Annotated in this window: 13 protein-coding genes and 1 pseudogene; 7 read left to right on the top strand and 7 right to left on the bottom strand. The window is 71.9% G+C overall.

Going from position 1 to position 19,423, the window contains the following annotated elements:
• Positions 1-49: 49 nt before the first annotated feature.
• From NBZ83_RS07730 to NBZ83_RS07720, 3 genes are all read right to left on the bottom strand, one after another.
• On the bottom strand, positions 50-1,252 hold the full coding sequence (locus NBZ83_RS07730; protein WP_261574639.1) for an acyl-CoA dehydrogenase family protein: 1,203 nt from the start codon (positions 1,250-1,252) through the stop codon (positions 50-52).
• A gap of 50 nt (positions 1,253-1,302) precedes the next feature.
• Complete coding sequence (locus NBZ83_RS07725; RefSeq protein ID WP_261574638.1) at positions 1,303-2,472, bottom strand: acyl-CoA dehydrogenase family protein; 1,170 nt, start codon at positions 2,470-2,472, stop codon at positions 1,303-1,305.
• A gap of 229 nt (positions 2,473-2,701) precedes the next feature.
• Positions 2,702-3,967: an ABC transporter substrate-binding protein gene (locus tag NBZ83_RS07720; RefSeq protein WP_261568184.1), complete on the bottom strand. Its 1,266-nt coding sequence runs from the start codon at positions 3,965-3,967 to the stop codon at positions 2,702-2,704.
• Positions 3,968-4,350: 383 nt separating this feature from the next.
• Between NBZ83_RS07720 and NBZ83_RS07715 the strand changes: the two genes are divergently transcribed.
• Positions 4,351-5,523: an amidohydrolase family protein gene (locus tag NBZ83_RS07715; RefSeq protein WP_261568183.1), complete on the top strand. Its 1,173-nt coding sequence runs from the start codon at positions 4,351-4,353 to the stop codon at positions 5,521-5,523.
• A gap of 90 nt (positions 5,524-5,613) precedes the next feature.
• Here NBZ83_RS07715 and NBZ83_RS07710 read toward each other — a convergent pair whose 3' ends face one another.
• Together NBZ83_RS07710 and NBZ83_RS07705 are read right to left on the bottom strand one after the other, a co-directional pair.
• Positions 5,614-6,387: an acetoacetate decarboxylase family protein gene (locus NBZ83_RS07710; RefSeq protein WP_261568182.1), complete on the bottom strand. Its 774-nt coding sequence runs from the start codon at positions 6,385-6,387 to the stop codon at positions 5,614-5,616.
• A gap of 71 nt (positions 6,388-6,458) precedes the next feature.
• Positions 6,459-7,670 carry a CaiB/BaiF CoA transferase family protein gene (locus NBZ83_RS07705; RefSeq protein ID WP_261574637.1) on the bottom strand — a complete coding sequence of 404 codons (1,212 nt, stop codon included), beginning with the start codon at positions 7,668-7,670 and terminating at the stop codon, positions 6,459-6,461.
• A gap of 628 nt (positions 7,671-8,298) precedes the next feature.
• Here NBZ83_RS07705 and NBZ83_RS07700 point away from each other — a divergent pair.
• Positions 8,299-11,046: a branched-chain amino acid ABC transporter permease/ATP-binding protein gene (locus NBZ83_RS07700; protein WP_261574636.1), complete on the top strand. Its 2,748-nt coding sequence runs from the start codon at positions 8,299-8,301 to the stop codon at positions 11,044-11,046.
• 71 nt (positions 11,047-11,117) lie between these two features.
• Here NBZ83_RS07700 and NBZ83_RS07695 read toward each other — a convergent pair.
• Positions 11,118-12,305: pseudogene (locus NBZ83_RS07695) on the bottom strand (RNA-guided endonuclease InsQ/TnpB family protein); the annotation flags it as partial.
• 95 nt (positions 12,306-12,400) lie between these two features.
• On the opposite strand from NBZ83_RS07695, the gene NBZ83_RS07690 reads away from it, so the two are divergent.
• Positions 12,401-13,219: an ABC transporter ATP-binding protein gene (locus NBZ83_RS07690; RefSeq protein WP_261568179.1), complete on the top strand. Its 819-nt coding sequence runs from the start codon at positions 12,401-12,403 to the stop codon at positions 13,217-13,219.
• Positions 13,220-13,296: 77 nt separating this feature from the next.
• Here the strand turns inward: NBZ83_RS07690 and NBZ83_RS07685 are convergent, their stop codons facing one another.
• Positions 13,297-14,052 (bottom strand): FadR/GntR family transcriptional regulator, encoded by a 756-nt coding sequence (locus NBZ83_RS07685; protein ID WP_261568178.1) that lies wholly within the window; start codon positions 14,050-14,052, stop codon positions 13,297-13,299.
• 712 nt (positions 14,053-14,764) lie between these two features.
• Here NBZ83_RS07685 and NBZ83_RS07680 point away from each other — a divergent pair.
• From NBZ83_RS07680 to NBZ83_RS07665, 4 genes are read left to right on the top strand one after another with little or no spacing between them, the layout of a single operon-like run.
• On the top strand, positions 14,765-15,604 hold the full coding sequence (locus tag NBZ83_RS07680) for a hypothetical protein (protein ID WP_261568177.1): 840 nt from the start codon (positions 14,765-14,767) through the stop codon (positions 15,602-15,604).
• Positions 15,604-16,551 carry an LLM class F420-dependent oxidoreductase gene (locus NBZ83_RS07675; RefSeq protein ID WP_261574642.1) on the top strand — a complete coding sequence of 316 codons (948 nt, stop codon included), beginning with the start codon at positions 15,604-15,606 and terminating at the stop codon, positions 16,549-16,551. Before NBZ83_RS07680 ends, NBZ83_RS07675 begins: the two co-directional genes overlap by 1 nt.
• A complete protein-coding gene (locus NBZ83_RS07670; RefSeq protein ID WP_261568175.1) occupies positions 16,542-17,780 on the top strand; it encodes an iron-containing alcohol dehydrogenase in 1,239 nt (412 codons plus the stop codon). The genes NBZ83_RS07675 and NBZ83_RS07670 overlap by 10 nt, the downstream gene beginning before the upstream one ends.
• The gene (locus NBZ83_RS07665; protein WP_261568174.1) at positions 17,777-19,240 is read left to right on the top strand and encodes an aldehyde dehydrogenase family protein; all 1,464 of its coding nucleotides are present in this window, start codon (positions 17,777-17,779) and stop codon (positions 19,238-19,240) included. The genes NBZ83_RS07670 and NBZ83_RS07665 overlap by 4 nt, the downstream gene beginning before the upstream one ends.
• Positions 19,241-19,423 lie beyond the last annotated feature (183 nt).

Raw genomic sequence — 19,423 nt, 5'->3', positions numbered from 1 at the left:
GATCAGACCCCCGGCCGGTGGCGGCCGGGGGCGATCACAGATGCGGTGATCACAGGTCCAGGGCGCGGGCGACGCGTTCCCGGTGCCAGGTCGACCCGCCGTAACTCAGCTCGAAGGTCTTGCCCCGCCGGGAGTGCAGTTGCAGATCGTGTTCCATGGAGAAGCCGATGGCGCCGTGCACCTGGTGGGCGTGGGTGAACACCCGGCGGATCGCGTCGTTGGCGAACGACTTCGCCGCCGCGACTTCGAAGTCGGCCCCGCCCGGCGTGCCGAGCTCCGCGGCGGCGTCGGGATTCGCAGCAGCATCGGGATTCGCGGCGGCATCGGTGTTCGCGGCGGCGTCGAGTTTCCAGGCGGCCTGGTAGCACAGGTAGCGGCAGGCCTCCACGTCGGTGAGCATGTCGACGCAGCGGTGCGCCACCGACTGGAAGGCGCCGATCGGCTGGCCGAACTGGCGGCGGCTGCGGGCGTGTTCGACGCTGAGATCCAGGGCCCGCTGCGCCCCGCCGATCGCGTAGGCCGTGCTCGCCACGGTCATCCGGTCCAGCGCCACGGCCAGGGCGGGGCCGGCCACCGCCGGCGTGCCGAGCAGGTCCTCGGCGTTCACCTCGACATCGCGCAGGACGACCTCGAACACCGGCTCGCCGCCGCCGTCGTGCTGGCGGCGCAGGGTCACCCCGGGCGCGGCCGGGTCGACGAGCACGAGGCCACGCCCGCTGCCCGGACCGGCGCCAGCGACCGCCACGACGACGACGAGAACATCCGCGACGTGCGCGTAGGGGACGAGGATCTTCGTGCCGGTCAGCCGGTGGCCGGCGCCGTGCGGGGTCAGGGCGGCGTCCGGTGCGCCCCATTCGTCGCGGGCGCCCGGCTCCAGCACGGCCACGGTGGCAATGGCCGTGCCGGCGCCGATCGCCGGCAGCCAGCGGGCCCGCTGTGCCGCGCTGCCGGCGAGGTCGATGGCGGTGGCGGCGAACACGGCCGAGGCCAGCAGCGGGGTGGGCATCGCACCCCGCCCAAGCTCCTCGGCGGCCACCACTAGGTCCAGCACGCCCTGTCCGGCGCCGCCGAACTCCTCGCCCAGCAGCAGACCGGTCAGGCCGAGGTCGGCCAGCGTCTTCCAGTGGCCGTCGCCGTAGCCCCGCTCGGACTTCTCGATCTCGCGGACGAGATCCGGCGGGCACTCGCGCTCGACCAGGTCGCGCACCGTGTCCGCGAGCAGGCGCTGTTCGCCGCTCAGGGTGAGATCCACACCCGCACCTCCTTCTGCCGTTGTCGTGGGCCTAGCGCGTTGTCGTGGGCCTAGCGCGACCGCGGCAGGCCGAGGGCGGTCTGGGCGACGATGTTCTTCTGGATCTCCAGGGTCCCGGCGCCGATCGTCGCCGGGATGTTGTGCACCCACTGCTGCTTGACCAGCCCGTGCAGCGGGGCGTGGTCCTCGGTGGGAGAACCGAGCCGTCCGCTGGCGCCGAGGATCTCCAGGCCCACCTGCCCGACGGCCTGTTCGAGCAGGGTGGCGTGGATGCGGGCGGTCGAGGCTTCGGCGGCCGGGTTGGCCCCGGCGGCGACCAGTGAGATCGCCCGGTAGGCGAGCAGTTTCGCCGCCTCGCAGCGCACCCGCAGGTCGGCGAGCTTCTGGCGGACGTCGGGTTCACCGGCGCGGCCGGTCTCGCGGACGTGGTCGCACAGCCGCTCGACGACGCGCTGGGCGCGGGCGTAGCGGGGGATGCCGATGCGTTCGAGCGTCAGCCCCGAACCGATCACCCCCCAGCCCTCGTCGAGCGGGCCGAGCAGGCAGTCGCGTGGCACCCGGACCTCGTCGTAGAAGACCTCGTTGATCTCGTGCCAGCCGCCCATGCTCTCGATCGGGCGCACGGTGATGCCCGGCGAAGTCATGTCGACGAGCAGCACCGACATGCCCCGACGCCGGCCGGCGTCGGGATTCGTGCGGACGAGCAGCAGGTTCCAGTCCGCCGGCGAGTCGGCGTAGCTGGACCAGATCTTCTGCCCGGTGACGAGGAAATGGTCACCGTGGTCGACGGCGCGGGTGCGCAGCGCGGCGAGGTCGGAGCCGGCGTCCGGCTCGGAGAACCCCTGGGTCCAGATGACCTCCCCGCGGGCCATCGGCGGCAGGAAGCGGGCCTTCTGCTCCGCGGTACCGAATTTCATGATCAGCGGACCGATGTAGTTGAGGTTCATGTACTGCGGTCCGCGCGGCTCGCCGCTGGCCGTCATCAGCTCACGCAGCAGCGTCTGCTTCCAGACCCCGGCGTCCTGGCCGCCGTACTCCAGCGGCCAGCTCACCGTGAGCAGGCCCGCGCGGCCGAGGTCGCGACAGAACTCCCGGGTGAAGGCCAGGGCCTCGCGGTCCTCGGCGAAGAAGCCCTGCCAGTCCGCGGGCAGCTTCTCGTCGAGCAGCTCGGCGAACCGTCGGCCGAACGCGCGATCGTCCTCGGTGAACTCGAAATCCATGTCCCTCGATCCCTCCCAGTCCCTCGCACGCGCAGTCCCGCAGACCGTCGGTCGCCCACAGCCCCTCGACCAACCCGCAGCCCCTCGGCCAACCCGCAGCCCCTCGGCCAACCCGCAGACCCGCGGCCAATCGCAGGCCCTCGGCCAACCCCGCAGCCGCGCCGGTCGGGGCTCATCGTCACACCCCGACCGGCCTCGGCGTCATCGCTCGGCGCAGGTCACCGGCCGGCTAGGGCAGGACGCTGGAGACGTCGAGCGGCTGCTCCGACGTCGGCTTGCCCTTCTCATCGAGGGTCTGCACGAGCCCGCCGGTGGAGCAGACCGCCGGTGTGATGGAGACCTGCTTGCCGTCGCACTGGAAGGTCGCGGTGCCACCGAGGGGCAGTTTGGTCTTCGGCATCGTCGCGAGCGCCTTCTCGACCCCGGCGGAGGTGACCGGCGTGGCCAGTCCGGCCAGCGCCCGGCTGAAGCCGAGCGTGACCACCCAGCCGCCGGCGGTGAGGCTCTTGGCGGTCGGGTCGGTGTCGGGCTGGTACTTCTTCATCGCCGCCAGGTACAGCTTGTACTCGGGGTCGGCGACGTTCGTCGTCTGACCACTGACGACCTTCATCCCGTCGTACCCGCCGGGGATGCCGGCGGCCGCCCCCGGGCTGACGCACTGCGACTGCAGGACGATGCTGCCCGAGTAGCCCAGCGTCTTGAGCGCCTTGAGCACGCCGGTGCAGAACGTCGGGTCGCCGACGAGGTTCACCTGCTCCGGGTTGCCCCCGAGCACGGTCTGCACCTGCGGGGTCGCGTCCGCGGTGCCCGGCGGGATCGGCTGGATCGTCAGGCCGACGTTCGCCTTGGCATAGAAGATCTTGTCCAGCGAGTTCACCGGCCCGGTCGCGCCCGGCACGTCGAGCACGAAGATCGCGGCCTTCTTCGCCCCGGCGTCCTTGGCGACCTGGGCTGGCCCGGCCAGCGCCGCGGTCAGCGGGCTGACCAGGATGTAGGCACCGGACTTGGCACCGAGGGTGGACTCGTCGCCGTTGATGTCGAGCACCAGCGGGACCTTGGCCGCGCTGAGCACCTTGAACACCGGCGTGACGTTGCCGGAGTTGTTCATCAGCACGACCGGGACCTTCGCGGCGGTCAGCTGGTTGGCGCAGTCGGTGGCGCCCGCGGGCGTCTGCTTGGTGTCGCAGACCTCCAGTGACAGGCGGTGGCCGGCGACCCCGCCCTGGTATTCGTTGACGTAGGAGGTTGCGGCCTGCGCCGCGGCGACCTCGGTCGAGTTGTCCAGCGTCGTGCCCGAGCCGTCGGTGATGAAGCCGATCTTTAACTCGTCGCCGGTGGCGGGCTTCGCCGGCCCCAACGACTGCGCGGCGGCCGAGTCGGTCGGGCCCGAGCTGGACCCGCCGTCCGAGCCGCAGGCGGCTGCGCTGACCATCAGTGCCGCCGACATCCCGAGCGCAAGAACGCCCCGCTGTCGCCATCGAGTGCGCGATCGCATCCGAACGTCCTCCCCACATGTGCGTGCTGCGCGGATGGCCACGCGCACCGGGCAGCACACAGGTCCGGCGCGCCAGCGGAATATAGCTTAAGGATACGACTGAGGTAAATCAGCCAGAGGGAGATGCGCGCGTCGACCCCGCCTGTCGTCGGACTCGACCCCCACCGGCGCACGCCGCGACGATCCCGTTGCAAGGCGATACTTGGTCACGGGGCGACGACCCGGTCACGGAGCGACGACCCGGTCGCGGGGCGCGGCGGAGGAGCGCGGCGGCCGCGGGGCGTCCGCACCAAACCCGCAGGTCAGCGGCCCGACGCCGGAAATCTGACACCGAGTCCACGGACTGATGTAACGTCGGTTACAGCCGTATAGGAGGAGAAGCCATGCCGCTGCGGGACAGTCACCAGATCGTGTCCGTCGACGACCACCTCGTGGAACACCCCAGGGTCTGGCTGGACAGACTCCCCTCGAAGTTCGACGGTCGCACACCTCGGATCGAGGAGCAGGGCGGCAAGCACGTCTGGGTCTACGACGGCGTCGTGTTCCCCACGATCGGCCTCAACGCCGTCGCCGGTCGCGAGCCGCGGGACTGGGGCGTGGACCCGATGCGCTTCGAGGAGATGATCCCCGGCTGCTACGACCCGGTGGCGCGGCTGAAGGACATGGACGTCGACGGCGTCCACGCCGCCCTGTGCTTCCCGTCGTTCCCCGGCTTCGCCGGCGGGGTGTTCCACCGGGCTCCGGACAAGGAGCTGGCGCTCGCCTGCATCCAGGCCTGGAACGACTTCATGGTCGACGAGTGGTGCGCCGCCGCCCCCGACCGCTACATCCCGCTGGCCCTGCTGCCGGTGTGGGACGTCGCGGCCTGCGTCGCCGAGGTCGAGCGGACGGCGGCCAAGGGCGCGCGCACGGTGTCCTTCCCGGACAGCCCCGTCCCGCTGGGCCTGCCCTCGTTCCACAGCAACCACTGGGAACCGCTGTGGGACGTCTGCGAGGCGACCGACGTGTCGGTCTCGCTGCACTTCGGGTCCGGGTCCTTCGTGCCCGGGTTCTCCTTCGCGGCGGCCAAGCCCGTCCCCGGCGGGTTGACCGCGCCGGACGCGCCGTTCGCGGTGGCGATCGCCTCGTTCGCCACCAACCTGATGTGGACCACCATCGACCTGCTGTTCTCGGGCGTCCTGCAGCGCCACCCCAAGCTGCAGTTCGCGCTGTCCGAGGGCGGCATCGGCTGGCTGCCCTACATCCTGGAGCGCACCGACCAGACCTGGGAGAAGCACCGCTGGTACCAGAAGGACATCGACTTCGACACCCGGCCGTCCGACCTGTTCCGCAAGCACTTCTGGGGCTGCTTCATCGAGGACAAGAGCGGCCTGCGCAACCGGCACGAGATCGGCATCGACCGGATCATGCTCGAGATCGACTACCCGCACTCCGACTCGACCTGGCCCAACAGCCGTAAGATCGCCGCCGACCTCATGAAGGACATCCCCGACGACGAGGTCGCGAAGATCGTCGAGGACAACGCGCGCACGCTGTACCGCTTCCCGCGTTCCTGACAGCGGCACGAACACCGAAGGCCCCCGTCCTCCCCCTCCTGGAAATCAGGGGGGAGACGGGGGCCGCGGTGCGTCAGGCCAGCCGTTCGGTCAGGCCAGCCGCTCGGTCCGGTTGCGGAACAGCTTCGCGGTGCCGACGCCGACGAACGCCGGGCGCGGTTCCACCTGCGGAACCGCGGCCAGCGCCCGCAGCACCACCGCGGAGTAGGGGGCCTGGTCGTCGGTCGGCGTGGCGAACTCGACCCGCCCCACCCCGCTCCAGCCCTGCTCGAACGAGGTCGAGCCGTGGATGAGTGTCGGGTAGTCGGCGTCCGGGGCGTCGCGGCCGGGGATCGACTTCCAGCCGAAGATCTCCGAGTCCACCGACGCCCGGTTCACCCGGGCGAGCCGGTCGGCCGGCAGCGGGCGCAGCTCACCGACCTCGCCGCGCAGCAGCAGCGTGCCGTACTCACGGCAGTCCCACGCGGCGGTGTCCGCGTCGCGGGTGAGGCCGGAGACGTCGCCGTAGATCTTCGGATTGCCGTGCAGCTCCCGCCCCGCGATGATCGGCATCGTGTTGTTCTCCCAGATGACCACCGGGCAGGACCGGGTCAGCGGCTCGACGGCGGTGGCCAGCACCGCCGTCACCGCCACGTTGACGAGGTTGTAACCCCGCCCCCGCATGTAGTCGACGTTCTCCAACTGCTGGTACGTGACGCTGAGAACCGGGCGTGGCGCGGGCTCGAAGCAGGGCGGCAGGAGGTGGGCCGCCGCCGCCGGCGTGGTGACGAAGGAGACCACCACCGTCGACTGCCGCTCGACCTCCGTCACGGGGGGCAGGGTCGTCGGCCCGAACCGGAGCCGATCACCGATCTGCGTGGGCACGCTGTTTCTCCTCACTTCGGGTCTCCGGACTGCGGGCCTCCGGACTACGGGCCTCCGGACTGCGGGCGCGGTCAGAGGATGGCCGACTTCTCCTTCAGGGCGATGATCTGTTCCCAGTCGAGGCCGAGTTCGAGCAGGATCTCCTCGGTGTGCTCGCCGTGCTCCGGCGCGGGGCTCAGCGCCGGCACCCGGTCGTCGTACTGCACCGGGTTCGAGGCCAGGGCGTAGCTGATCCCGGCGGCGTTGGTCACCTCGGTGACGTAGCCGTTGGCCTGCACCTGCGGGTCGTCGTGTAGTTCCAGCGGGGACTTCACCACCGACCAGACGCCCTCGATCTTGCTGAACCGCTCCTCCCAGTGGGCCAGCGGGTGGGCCGCGAACGCCTCCCGGATCGTCGCGATGCACTCCCGGCGGTTGTCGAAGCGGGACTTCGCGTCGACGTAGCGGGGATCGGCGAGCAGGTCCGGGCGCTCGAGCGCCGCGCAGAACTCCGGCCAGTGCCGGTCGGCCTGCAGCAGGGAGAACCACAGGAAGCGGTCGTCGCCGGTCCGGTAGACGTTCGTCAGGGGATTCGGCATCTCGGCGATGTCGAAGCGCTGCATCGTCGGCTGGCCCAGGATCTTGGAGCCGACGACGTCGAGGGACATGCCCCACATGGCCGAGGCGAGCAGCGAGACGTCGACGGTGCTGGCGATGCCGGTGCGCTCGCGGTGGAACAGCGCGCCGACGACCCCGGCGGCCAGGTTGAACCCGGAGGTGTAGTCGCCGAACGCGGGGCGCATGAACGGCGGGTAGGAATCCGGCGACGCCAGCGCGTAGGCGATCCCGCCGCGGGCCCAGTAGGAGGCGACGTCGTAGCCGCCCAGGTTGGCGTCGGGGCCGTGGGCGCCCTGCCCGTGCCCGCGGGCGTAGATGATGTCCGGGTTGGCCTCCCTGATCTTCTCGACCCCCACGCCGAGGCGCTCGCAGGAGTCCGGCAGCAGGTTGGTGAGGAAGACGTCGGCGCCCTGCACCAGCTTGTACAGCAGGTCGAGGCCGTCCGGGGTCGCGGCGTTGAGCCCGATGCTGCGCTTGCCGCGGTTGCACTGCTCGATGAGATGGTTGACCCCGTCGAGGCCGGCGAGCATCCCGGAGGCGATCAGGCCACGCTGCGGGTCGCCCGTCTCGGGATGCTCGATCTTGATTACGTCGGCACCCCAGTCCGCGAGCACGGCGCCGGCGGCGGGTACGAAGGTCCACGCCGCCAGTTCGACGACCTGGATGCCTTCCATGATGCCTGTCATGTGTCCTCTTCCCCGGCTCGCGACCCGCCCCGGCGTCCGTCGCCGTGGCCAGACCGCCGCTCCACGGCTCCGGTCTCCCCAGATTTCCGTTGGATAATTAGCCTAATTAGTTCGCAAGCTGCAGACAAGCGCGACCCCGGCCAGCCCCGCGGACCGCGTGCTCACCCTGCGCACCAGCCCGCCGATCGCCCACCCGTCGCCCACCCGTCGCCCCCTCGGCGGCCGTCGGCGGCCGAGGGCGGCCGACGAGGACCGCCGACGACCGCCAGCCGACGCGTGCACCCGCCGGCGAGAAGGTCATCCCGATCGCGATCCGATCATGAGATGGAACGATCATACTCTTAGGTTAGATGATTTGATTCCTTCACGACTGGGCGCTCGACTACGCGACCGTACTCGCTGGTCAGGCGCGCGGGCCTCCGCCGACCCCGTACAGGATCTTCGTGACTCATCCCACAAGATGCGGTAAATTCCTCTAACTCAGTGAGATCTATCTAGCTGCGGGTGGCGCCGGCCAGTCCGGCCCTCGTGGCCCGATCGCCCCCGCCTGCCCGCACCGACTCCCGCAGCCCGCTGCCCGGAGCTGGTGCGCCCCGGCCGACCCGGGGTGCGCGTCGAAAGGACGGACATGGTTCAGCATCTGGTCTTCCTGTGCCTGGGCATCGGGAACGGCTCGGTGTTCGCCGCCCTCGCCCTCGCGCTGGTGGTGACCTACCGCAGCTCGGGGGTCGTCAACTTCGCGACCAGCGGGCTCGCTCTCTACGCGGCCTACACCTATGCCCTGCTGCGCCAGGGCAAGTTCATGATCCTCATCCCCGGGCTACCGAAGACCGTCGACGTCGGTTCGCACCTCGGGCTGGCCGCGGCGATGGCCCTCTCGCTGGCGATCACCGGCGTGCTCGGGCTCCTGCTGTACCTGGTCGTGTTCCGGCCGCTGCGGACCGCCCCGCCGGTCGCGCGGGCCGTCGCCTCGATCGGCGTGTCGGTGGTCCTCACCGGCCTCACCGCCGCCCGCCTCGGCACGACCCCGCTGTCCGTCGAGCCGATCTACCCGTCCAAGCTCTGGACGCACGGGTCGTTCCGGGTCGCCTCCGACCGCGTCTACTTCGCGTTGACCATCCTGGTCGTCGCGCTGGCGCTGGGCGCGCTGTACCGGTTCACCCGGTTCGGCCTGGCGACGCGCGCCGCGGCGGAGACGGAGAAGGGCGCCTACCTCAGCGGCATCTCCCCCGACCGCATCGCCGCCCTGAACTGGATCATCGGCGCCCTGGTCGCCGGGCTCGCCGGCATCCTCATCGCCCCGATCGTGCCGCTGGTGCCCGTCGCCTACACGCTGTTCATCGTGCCGGCGCTCGCCGCGGCCATCCTCGGCCGGTTCCAGTACCTGGTCCCCGCGGTCGTCGGCGGGCTGGCCATCGGCATGCTGCAGTCCGAGACGCAGCACCTGGAGAGCCTGCACCACTGGCTGCCCTCCTCCGGCCTGCCCGAGCTGATCCCCCTCGTGCTGATCCTGATCGTGCTGGTCGTGCGCGCCCGCGCGTTGCCGGAACGCGGAGCGGTCATCCTGAGCTCGCTGGGCCGCGCCCCCCGACCGGCGCACATCCGCCTGAACCTGCTGGTCTTCGGCGCCGTCGCGGTCATCGGGCTGGTCGTGCTCTCCAGGCAGTGGCTGACCGCGCTCATCACCAGCCTGGTGTTCGGGGTGATCGCGCTGTCGATGGTCGTGGTCACCGGCTACGCCGGCCAGGTCTCACTCACCCAGCTCCCGCTCGCCGGCGCCGCCGGCTTCCTCGTCGGCCCGCTGACCGAGGACTGGCACCTGCCGTTCCCGGTGGCGCCGCTGGTCGCCGCCCTGTTCGCGATGGTGCTCGGCGTGGTCATCGGCCTGCCGGCGCTGCGGGTGCGGGGCCTGACGGTCGCGGTGGTGACGTTCGCGCTCGCCTACGCGCTGGAGGCGATCTGGTTCCGCAACAGCGACATCGTGCCGAGCAGCGGCGTCGACGTCCCCAGCCCGTCGCTGTTCGGCTGGGACCTGGGGATCGGCTCGGGACCGTCGTATCCCCGGGTGCGCTTCGGCCTGCTGTGCCTGGTCGTGCTCGCGCTGACCGCGGTCGCCGTGGCCCGGCTGCGCACCAGCCGGCTGGGCTCGCAGATGCTCGCGGTGCGGGCCAACGAGCGCTCGGCGGCCGCGGCCGGCATCAACGTCACCCGCATCAAGATCGTCGCGTTCGCGATCGCCTCGTTCATCGCGGGCATCGGCGGCTGCCTGGTGGGCTACCAGCAGGGCAACATCACCTTCGACCCGGTCAGCGCGTTCTCCGGACTGGCCCTGTTCACCACCGTGTACATCGCGGGCATCACGTCGGTGTCCGGCGGCGTGCTGGCGGGCTTCCTCGCCGCCGAGGGGCTGTCCTACCTGATCATCGACAAGATCTTCTCCACCGGCCTGTGGTACGACGTGCTCAGCGGCGTCGGCGTCGTCCTCACCGTGGTTCTCAACCCGGAGGGCATCGTCGGGCCGGTGCACTCCTACGCCGACCGCCGCCGCCGGCGCGGTCTCACCGAGCCGGTGTTGGGCTCGCATGCCGCCCCGGTGCCCGCGCGGACCCGCCCGGCCCCGGTGCTCGGCCCCGACGTGCTGACCGTGCGCGGGCTGACCGTCCGCTACGGGGGCGTGGTCGCCGTCGACGACGTCTCGTTCGCCGCGCCCGAGGGCGCAATCATCGGGCTGATCGGCCCGAACGGCGCCGGCAAGACCACGCTGATGGACGCGATCAGCGGCTTCGTCTCCTGCTCCGGCTCGGTGGAACTCGCCGGCAGGCCGGTCCAGCGCCTCGCCCCCCACGACCGCGTCCGCGCCGGCCTCGGCCGCACCTTCCAGGCGATCGAGCTGTATGAGGACCTCTCCGTCGCGGAGAACGTCAGCGTCGGCACCACCGCGCTGCGCGGGCGCGGCGACGGCACCCACGGCGGTGGCGCGCACCGCGACGTCGAGGCCACCCTGGAGCTGCTGGGGCTTGCGGGGGTGCGCGACCGGCCCGCCGGCGAGCTGTCCCAGGGCCAGCGCCAGCTCATCTCCATCGCGCGGGCGCTGGCCGGCAACCCGCGGGTCCTCCTGCTCGACGAGCCCGCCGGCGGCCTGGACACGACCGAGAGCCAGTGGCTCGGCGAACGGCTGCGCGACATCCGCGACAGCGGCGTCACCATCCTGCTCATCGACCACGACATGAGCCTGGTCCTCGGCCTGTGCGACCACATCGAGGTGATCAACTTCGGGTCGGTCATCGCGTCGGGACCACCCGCGCAGATCCGCTCCGACCGCCGCGTCGCGGCGGCCTACCTGGGCAGCACCCACGCAGAGGAGGTTCCAGCTTGACATCCTCCCCCGTGTGAACGTGGGGGATTCCAACATCTACACGTCCTCCAGGAAGGGGGTGCGCGGTGTTGAGGTGCGCGGTGTTGAGGTTCGCGGTTCACAGGCCGGCTGTCGGCGTCGCCTCCCCGCGCAGTCACCCACATGGTTTCCCACCGATGTCCCAGGGCGATGCTGCGTGCCGCGTTCACGTCGGCGTGCGCCTGACGCCCGCAGCCCCGGCAGCGGAAGACGGCGTGGTTCTCGCGCGCCTGGCGGTCCCGGGTCCCGCAGGTGTTGCAGGTCCGCGACGTGTACGCGGGGTTGATCTTTTCGACCCGGCCGGGGGCTTTCTGTTCCAACCGGGCGACGAGCAGTCCCCAGCCGTGCGCGAGGATGCTCCGGTTCAGCCCGGCTTTCTGCCGCACCTTCCGGCCCGGCCTGTCAACCGTGCCACGGGCCGAGCGGATCATGGCCCCGATCGGCAGAGCCTCCACCCGGATCAGGTCGTACCGGCGGGCCGGGCTGGTGCTGGTTTTCTCGGCCCAGTCTGTGCGCCGGTCGGTTTCCCTGGCCTTCACCTGGGCGATCTGCGTGCAGAGCCGGGCATGCCGGCTCGATCCGCGTTACGCCTTCGCGAGCCGGCGTTGCAGGCGGACCAGCCGAGCCTGTTCCCCGGGCCGCAGCCCGGGGCAGTGCAGCATCTCGCCTGTCGACAGCGCGGCCGACACGGTCACTCCCCGGTCCACCCCGACAGTCGTGCCGGTGCCCGGCGCCGGGATCGGATCGGGCACGGCGGCGAAGGCGACATGCCAGCGGCCCGCCCGGTCCCGCGTCACCCGATAGGAACGTGCGTCCGGCACCGTCCGGGACCGGCGGAACCGCACCCAGCCCACCTTCGGGATACGCACCGCCGACCAGCGGCGGTTCAGGGTGCGCACCTCCGCGGGTTTCACCGCGACGATCCGGAAACCTTCCGACCGGCCGCGTTTGCGCCACGACGGCCTGCGATGCGAGCCCCGGAAGAAGTTCGTCATGGCCGTGGCGAAATCGCGCAACGCCTGTTGTCGAACAGTCTGCGAACCCGCCACCAGCCACGGATTCTCCCCGAGTGCCTCCGTCAACTGGCGGGACTGCTCGTGATAGCCGGGGGGCGGGCCGCGGCGCGGATTCCACCACGACTGCTGTTCCACCGCGAGATTCCACACGTACCGCGCATGCCCGCAATGGTCTTCCACCACCGCAGCCTGTTCGACGGTCGGACAAAGCCGGTAGCGGGACATGCCCCAATTCCACGACAAGGATATCGACCGATGAATAAGATGAGACGACGTTTCCTCCCCGCCGTGAACGGCGGGATCTCCACGCCGCAATCCCGATGACGACGACCCTCGACCCCCTCGGCTCCGGCGGCCCCGATCCGGCCAGGCCCGATCCGAGCGCGACCGCCGGGACCGCGGTCCTGCGCACCCGCGGCCTGATCTGCGGCCACGGGCGGGTGCCGGTCGTCCGCGGCCTCGACCTCGACCTCGACCGGGGCTCGGTGCTCGCCGTCCTCGGCCCCAACGGGGCCGGCAAGACGACGCTGATGACGACCCTCGCCGGCCTGCTGCCGCGACTGGGCGGGGAGGTGCTCGTCGACGGCCAGCCGATGCCGAACGCCCGACCGGCCACGACCAGCCGGGCGGGGATGGTGCTGGTCTCCGACGACCGGGCGCTGTTCACCGGGCTGTCGGTCCGGGAGAACCTCATGATCGCCCGCCGTCGGGACGGGCCGACCCTCAGCGAGGCACTGGATCTGTTCCCCGCCCTCAAGCGGCGCCTGTCGGTCAACGCCGGCGCCCTGTCCGGCGGGGAGCAGCAGATGCTCGCTGTGGCCCGCGCCCTGGTGCAGAACCCGCGGATTCTGCTCGTCGACGAGATGAGCATGGGTCTGGCCCCGGTGATCGTCGAGGAGCTGCTGCCGGTCGTGCGGCGCATCGCCGACGACACCGGCGCCGTCGTCGTGCTCGTCGAGCAGCACGTGCACCTGGCGCTGGAGGTCGCCGACCGGGCGATCGTGCTGGTCCACGGCGATGTCACGCTCAGCGGGGACGCGGCCGTGCTCGCCCGGGACCCCCAGCAGCTCGAGGCCGCCTACCTCGGCGCCGTCGAACCCGCCGCCGGCTCCCCCGGCTCCTCCGCCGCCGGTTCCTGACCGTCGGGCCGGACCGGTCCCGCCGGTCCGGCCCGACGGCCGCGAAGCGAGCTGAGCCGTCCCCCGCGGGGGACGGCTCAGCTCATCATCTCCACGACGGTGGTGGCCAGCGGGCCTTCCAGGTAGTGGCGGGTGGCCTCGTCGAGGTGACGGACCCACAGCCGGTGGACGAGGTCCGGTCGGCCACGCTTGATCAGGTCCACCAGGCGCACGTGGCTGCGGTGCACCTCCACGGTCTCCTTGCGGGTCTGCACCTGATCGACGTTCAGCGCGTAGCGGCGGCGGGCGGTGCCGACGATGTGGTACATCATGTCGAGCATCACGGCGAGGGTCTGGTTGTCGGCGAGCTCCGCCATCAGCCGGTGGAACTCCTCGTCGTGCACGATGAAGGCCGACGGGTCCTCCAGGTGCGCCTCAGCCCTGGCCAGGCACTCCTCAAGCCGGGCGATGTTCTCCGGTGTCGCCGAGGTCGCGACCAGCCGGGCCAGCGGGGCCTCGACCTCCGCCCGGGCCCGGTAGACGTCCGCCATGGCGGTGCCGCGGTACTCCAGCACGTAGCCGACGTAGCGGGCGGCGACGTCGCCGTTGGGGATCTGCACCCGGGCCCCACCGTGCACGCCGCGCCGCACGGTGATCAGCGACTCCGACTCCAGGATGCGGAACGCCTCGCGCAGCGTCGGGCGGCTGACGCGGAACTGTTCCATGAGGGCCGACTCCGAGGGCAGGAGGTGGTCCTCAAGAAGCTCGCCGGTGATGATCTGCCGGCGAATCGTCCCAGCCACGAGCTCAGCCGCCTTGGGTACCCGTATACCGGCGGTCGTCACAGCCGTCATCCCTCGTCTCTGCGGCTCCACCGGCGCCTGCCTGCGAACGGGGCGGAGCCGCGGCGTCCGGGAGCCGACCTGGGCCGAAATTGTCTAGCGGAATTGTGGACTCTACATCTTCAACGTCAGCATCGATCGCAGCGGAACCCGTCCCCGCCGGCCCGCACCGCCACACTCCAGTTCCGGGCTCCGACGAGAGGAGGTGGACGGCCCCTCGTACCCAGGTACCAGAAACCGCCCGTGGCACTCCCGCGGCGCACCGCCGGGCCTGTCGAGCCGCGCCGGTGATACGTGAACCGCCGCCTCATCCTACGGCCTGCGGCCCCGCCGCCACGAGGGACTGACACGATCAATCGGTTAGAAGAATCACAGAATTACACGCCCGGATCGACTCTCCGTCATCGATCTCCAGAGTCATCGCCCTGCGGACACCCCCCACGTCAGGTATCACGCCAGATACCCCGGCCGCATCCCGGCCGCATCCCGGCCGCATCCCGGCCGCATCCCGGCCAGCTCGCGGCCGCATGAGGCAAACCGGATCATCGCCGCGGGAGCGGACCGGGCCGAGCAGACCGGGCCGAGCGGACGAGGAGCGGGCGCAGGGCCACCCCCGCGACGGCAATGGTGGACAGCGTCACGTCAATAAAGTTAGATGAATGAGCTCCGTAAGCTGATGTAGGGATTTTGAGCGAGCCGGCGGACCGCCGGTCAGAGGGACGATGTGAAGATCACGGGTCTCGCACTCGCGCTGCTGGACATCCCGGCGCGGTACACCCAGGAGTACAACCGCTGGTACGACCTGGATCACCTGCCCGAGCATGTGGCCAAGGCCGACGTCGTCGCCGGCCGGCGCTACGTGGCGACCCCGGCCACCCGGGCGACGCCCGGAGCGTTGGCGGGCGAGCTCACCGGTGGCCACCCGCCCTACGCGACCATGTACCTGTTCGGCGGCCCGCTCGACTTCATGTCCGAGCAGGCGTTCGCCGGCTGGCGCGACACCGATCGCGCGATCACCCGGGCGGGGCGCTTCTGGATGCCCGGCCGGCCGGTCTTCACAAGCTGGTGGCGGCTGACGGCGGCGCACACCCGCCCGTCGATCGACGTCTCCGCCGACGCGATCCCGCACCTGGCCCACCAGGGGGTCGTCGTCAGCATCGGCCGGGCCGGTCCGGGCGGGCGCCCGGCGGCGCTGGACTGGTGGGAGCGCACCCAGCGCGACGACCTGTACGAGCTGCCCGGACTGCTGGGGACCCTCCAGCTCGAACCGGTGGAGACCGGCGAGCAGGACCTGGTGCTACACGTTCTGCTGTGCGCGCAGCCGGCGGCCGAGGTCCTCACCGGGCTCACCGCGGTCCGCGACCGCCAGCGCCTCACCGGCCGTTTCCCCGCCCACGGCGGCGCCCACGAGACACTCGCGCTGCTGGCCTACGAGCGGATCATCCCGCTCCAGTACGACTTCGACATGGGCGAGGCCGCCGACCCCGATCCCGCCAACCCCGCCGAGGCCGCCGACCCCACCGAGCCGGCCGACCCGGCGCCCATGCCCGAGGGCCGGCCGTGATGCGCTTCATGGCCGAGTACAACGTCCGCAGCGACCCGGCCGAGGGCTGGCTGGACCCGGACAACGTGGCGACCTTCGCGCGGACGCTGGAGGAGGTCGGCTTCGGCGCGCTGGCGTTCACCGACCATCCGGCGCCCAGCGCGAAGTGGCTGGCGGCGGGCGGGCACGAGACGTTCGACCCGTTCGCGGCGCTCACCTTCTGCGCGGCCGCCACCCGGCGAATCCGACTGATGACGCACCTGGCGGTCGTCCCGTACCGCAATCCCCTGCTGCAGGCCCGGTCGATGACCACCGTCGACGTGCTCTCCGGCGGGCGAGCGATCTTCGCGTTGGGCACGGGTTACCTGCGCTCAGAGTTCGCCGCCCTCGGTGTGGCCGCCGACGAACGCAACGAGCTGTTCGACGAGGCGGTGGAGGTCATCCGCAAAGCCTGGACGCAGGACGTCGTCGTGCACACCGGCCGGCACTTCCACGCCGCCGGGCAGGCCATGCTGCCCCGGCCGGTGCAGCGCCCGCACCCCCCGCTGTGGCTCGGCGGCAACAGCGGGCTCGCCCTCGACCGGGTGGCCCGCTTCGGCCAGGGCTGGGCCGCGCTCGTCGGTTCCCCGCAGCTCGCCCGCAGCGCACGCACGGCGTCGATCACCTCCACCGAGGAGCTCGCCGCCCGCATCCGCGAGCTCGAACGCCGCCTGCACACCCGCGGACGCACGCTGGCCGAGATCGACGTCCTCGCCCCCACGCCGGCCGGCGTGCTCGCGAACGGGTGGTCGCCGGCGCAACGCCTCGACGAGCTGGCCCGCCTGCGCGAGGTCGGGGTGACCTGGGCGGGCGTGGTACTGCCGGCCGGCGGCTTCGACGCGGCCATGGACAGTGTCCGGCGCTTCGGCGCCGAGGTGGTGGCCGCCCTGACGCCACCCGAAGACCATCGGAGGACAACGTGCTGCTAGATCTCACCGGCACCGGCGCGCCGGCCTTCCTCGCCCCCCGGCAGGTGCTGACCGGAGCGGGGTCCGCCGCCACGGCGGGGGCGGCCCTGCGCTCCTGGGGGGTGGCCCCGGGACAGGTACTGGTCGTCGCCGACCGGGTCGTGTCCGAGGCGGGGCTGCTCACCACCGTGGTCGGCGGCCTGGCGGACGCCGGCTTCGAGGTGACGGTGTTCGACGACGTCGCCGGCGAACCCACCGACACCGTCGTCGCCCGGGCCGCCGACACCGCCCGCGCCCACGCGGTGACGTCCGTCGTCGGCGTCGGCGGCGGCAGCGCCCTCGACCTTGCCAAGGCCGTCGCCCTGCTCGCGACGAACCCGGGCTCGATCGCCGACTGGGTCGGGGTCGTCGAGCCGCCGGTTGCGGTGGCGCCGCTGCTGCTCGTGCCGACGACCACCGGCACCGGCTCGGAGGCGACCCGGATCTCGATGATCACGATCGGTGGGGTGAAGCGCATCGTGAGCTGCGCGCAGTTCGTCCCGCTCATCGCCGTCCTCGACGCCGACCTGGTGGCCGACCTGCCCGCGGCGGTGGTGGCCTCGACCGGCATGGACGCGATCGCCCACGGCGTGGAGTCGATGCTGTCGACCACCCGCACGGCGCTGACCCTGGCGGTGGCCACCGAGGCGGTGCGGATACTCACCGTCAGCCTCGAGCCCGCCGCGCTCGACGGCGACCGGGCCGCCCGGGGGCGTGTGTTGTATGCCTCGCACCTGGCCGGGCTGGCGCTCAACGCGGGCGTCGTGCTCGGGCACAGCCTGGCCTACGTCATCGCCCGGCACGCCCCGATGCCGCACGGGACGAGCTGCGCGCTGGCGCTGCCCTACTGCCTGGCCTACGACCGCGACGTGCCCGAGGCCCTGGCCGCGCACATCGCCCGGACCGTCACCGCCGACGAGAGCAGCCAGCTGCGGGCGGCGGCCGAGCGGGTCGACGACCTCGCCCAGCGCCTCGGGCTGCCCCGCTCGCTCGACGCCGTCGGCATCCGGGCCGACCTGCTGGCGCAGATGGCCGCGGAGACCATCCGTGACTTCCCGCGCCCCACGAACCCGGTCCCGATGGCGACGGCCCCGGTGCACCGCCTGCTCACCACGATGCACCGCGGCAGCGTCGCCGACGCGTGGGAGCTGGACCTCACCCCCGACCCGAACCCGGATCACGACCTGAACTCGGATGGAGTGGCCGCGTGACCACGACAAACGATCGTCCCGTCCTCGTCGCCGGCGCCTGGGACGCCGGCGCGAACGACACCTGGATCCCCGTTCTCGACCCGGCGGACCTGCGCCACGTCGTCGCCCGGGTGCCCGCCCTGGACGGCGCCGACATCGCGCGGACGTACGACGCGGCCGAGGCCGGCGCCCGCGCCTGGCGCGCCGCCGGGCCCCTCGACCGCGGCACGGTGCTGCTGCGCGCCGCCGGGCTGCTGCGCGAACGGGCCGCCGACATCGCCCGCGACCTCGTCCTGGAGATGGGCAAGACCCTCGCCGAGGCCAGCGGCGAGGTGGCCAAGGCCGCCGACTTCTTCGAGTACTACGGCGGCATGGCCCGTTCGCCCCACGGCTACGAGCTGCCCGACGGCCGGCCGAACACCAGCACCGCCGTGCGCTACGAACCCGTCGGGATCGTGCTGGCCATCACGCCGTGGAACGACCCGCTGCTGACCCCGGCCCGCAAGCTGGCCCCGGCGCTCAGCGCCGGCAACGCGGTGGTGCTCAAGCCCGCCACCGACACGCCGCTGGTGAGCCTGCACCTCGCCCACGCGCTGCTCGACGCGGGCCTGCCCGCGAACGCGCTGTCCGTGGTGACCGGCCGCGGCCGCGACATCTCCGCACCCCTGCTCGCCGACCGCCGCCTCGCCGCCGTCACCTTCACCGGCAGCAACGAGGTCGGCCTGAACATCATGCGCACCGTCGCCGGGCGCAACCTGCGGGTCCAGACCGAGATGGGCGGGAAGAACGCCACCGCGGTGCTGGCCGACGCCGACGTCGACCTCGCCGCCGACACGCTGGTCGCGGCCGCCTTCGCCCAGGCCGGGCAGCGCTGCACCGCGACGAGCCGGCTCGTCGTCGACGCCGCGGTTCGCGACGACCTGCTCGCCGCGCTGGGGCGCCGCGTCGCCGCGCTGCGGCTGGGCCCCGGCATCGAGGCGGACACCACCATGGGCCCGGTGGTGAACACCTCGCAGCGCGACTCGGTGCTCGACCATGTCCGCCGGGCCCGCGCCGAGGGCGCGACGCTGCTCGCCGGCGGCGGAACCCCGGCGGACGCCGGGCTGAGCCACGGCTGCTTCGTCGAACCCACGATCCTCGGCGACGTCACCCCGGCGATGTCGATCTGGCGCGACGAGGTCTTCGGTCCCGTCCTCGCGGTGCGCACGGTCGACGGCTTCGACGAGGCGGTCGACGCCGTCAACGACTCGGTCTACGGGCTGTCGGCGTCGCTGTTCACCCGGGACCTGGGCGCGGCCCACCAGTTCCTCGACCGGGCCGACGCCGGCCAGGTCGCGGTGAACCTGCCCACCTCCGGCTGGGACGTGCACCATCCCTTCGGCGGCTTCCGCGAGTCCGGCTCGCCGTTCAAGGAGCAGGGCCTCGAGGCGCTGCACTTCTACCGCCGAGCCAAGACCACGGCGATCCGGTTCCGCTGGTGACCGCCGTCCCGAACGACCCGGGCCCACCAGACGATCCGGGCCCACCGGGCGGTCCGGGGCCGACGAACGGTCCGGGGCCGACGAACGGTCCGAGATCGCCAGGCGGTCCTGCGCCGACGGCGACCTCAGGGCCGCTCGCGGGGCGAACGGTGCTGGTCACCGGCGCCGGGCGGGGCCTGGGGC

This window comes from Frankia gtarii, from assembly GCF_025403375.1.
GTDB classification, from domain to species: Bacteria; Actinomycetota; Actinomycetes; order Frankiales; family Frankiaceae; genus Frankia; species Frankia gtarii.
This window is presented reverse-complemented; position numbering and strand designations above follow the sequence as displayed.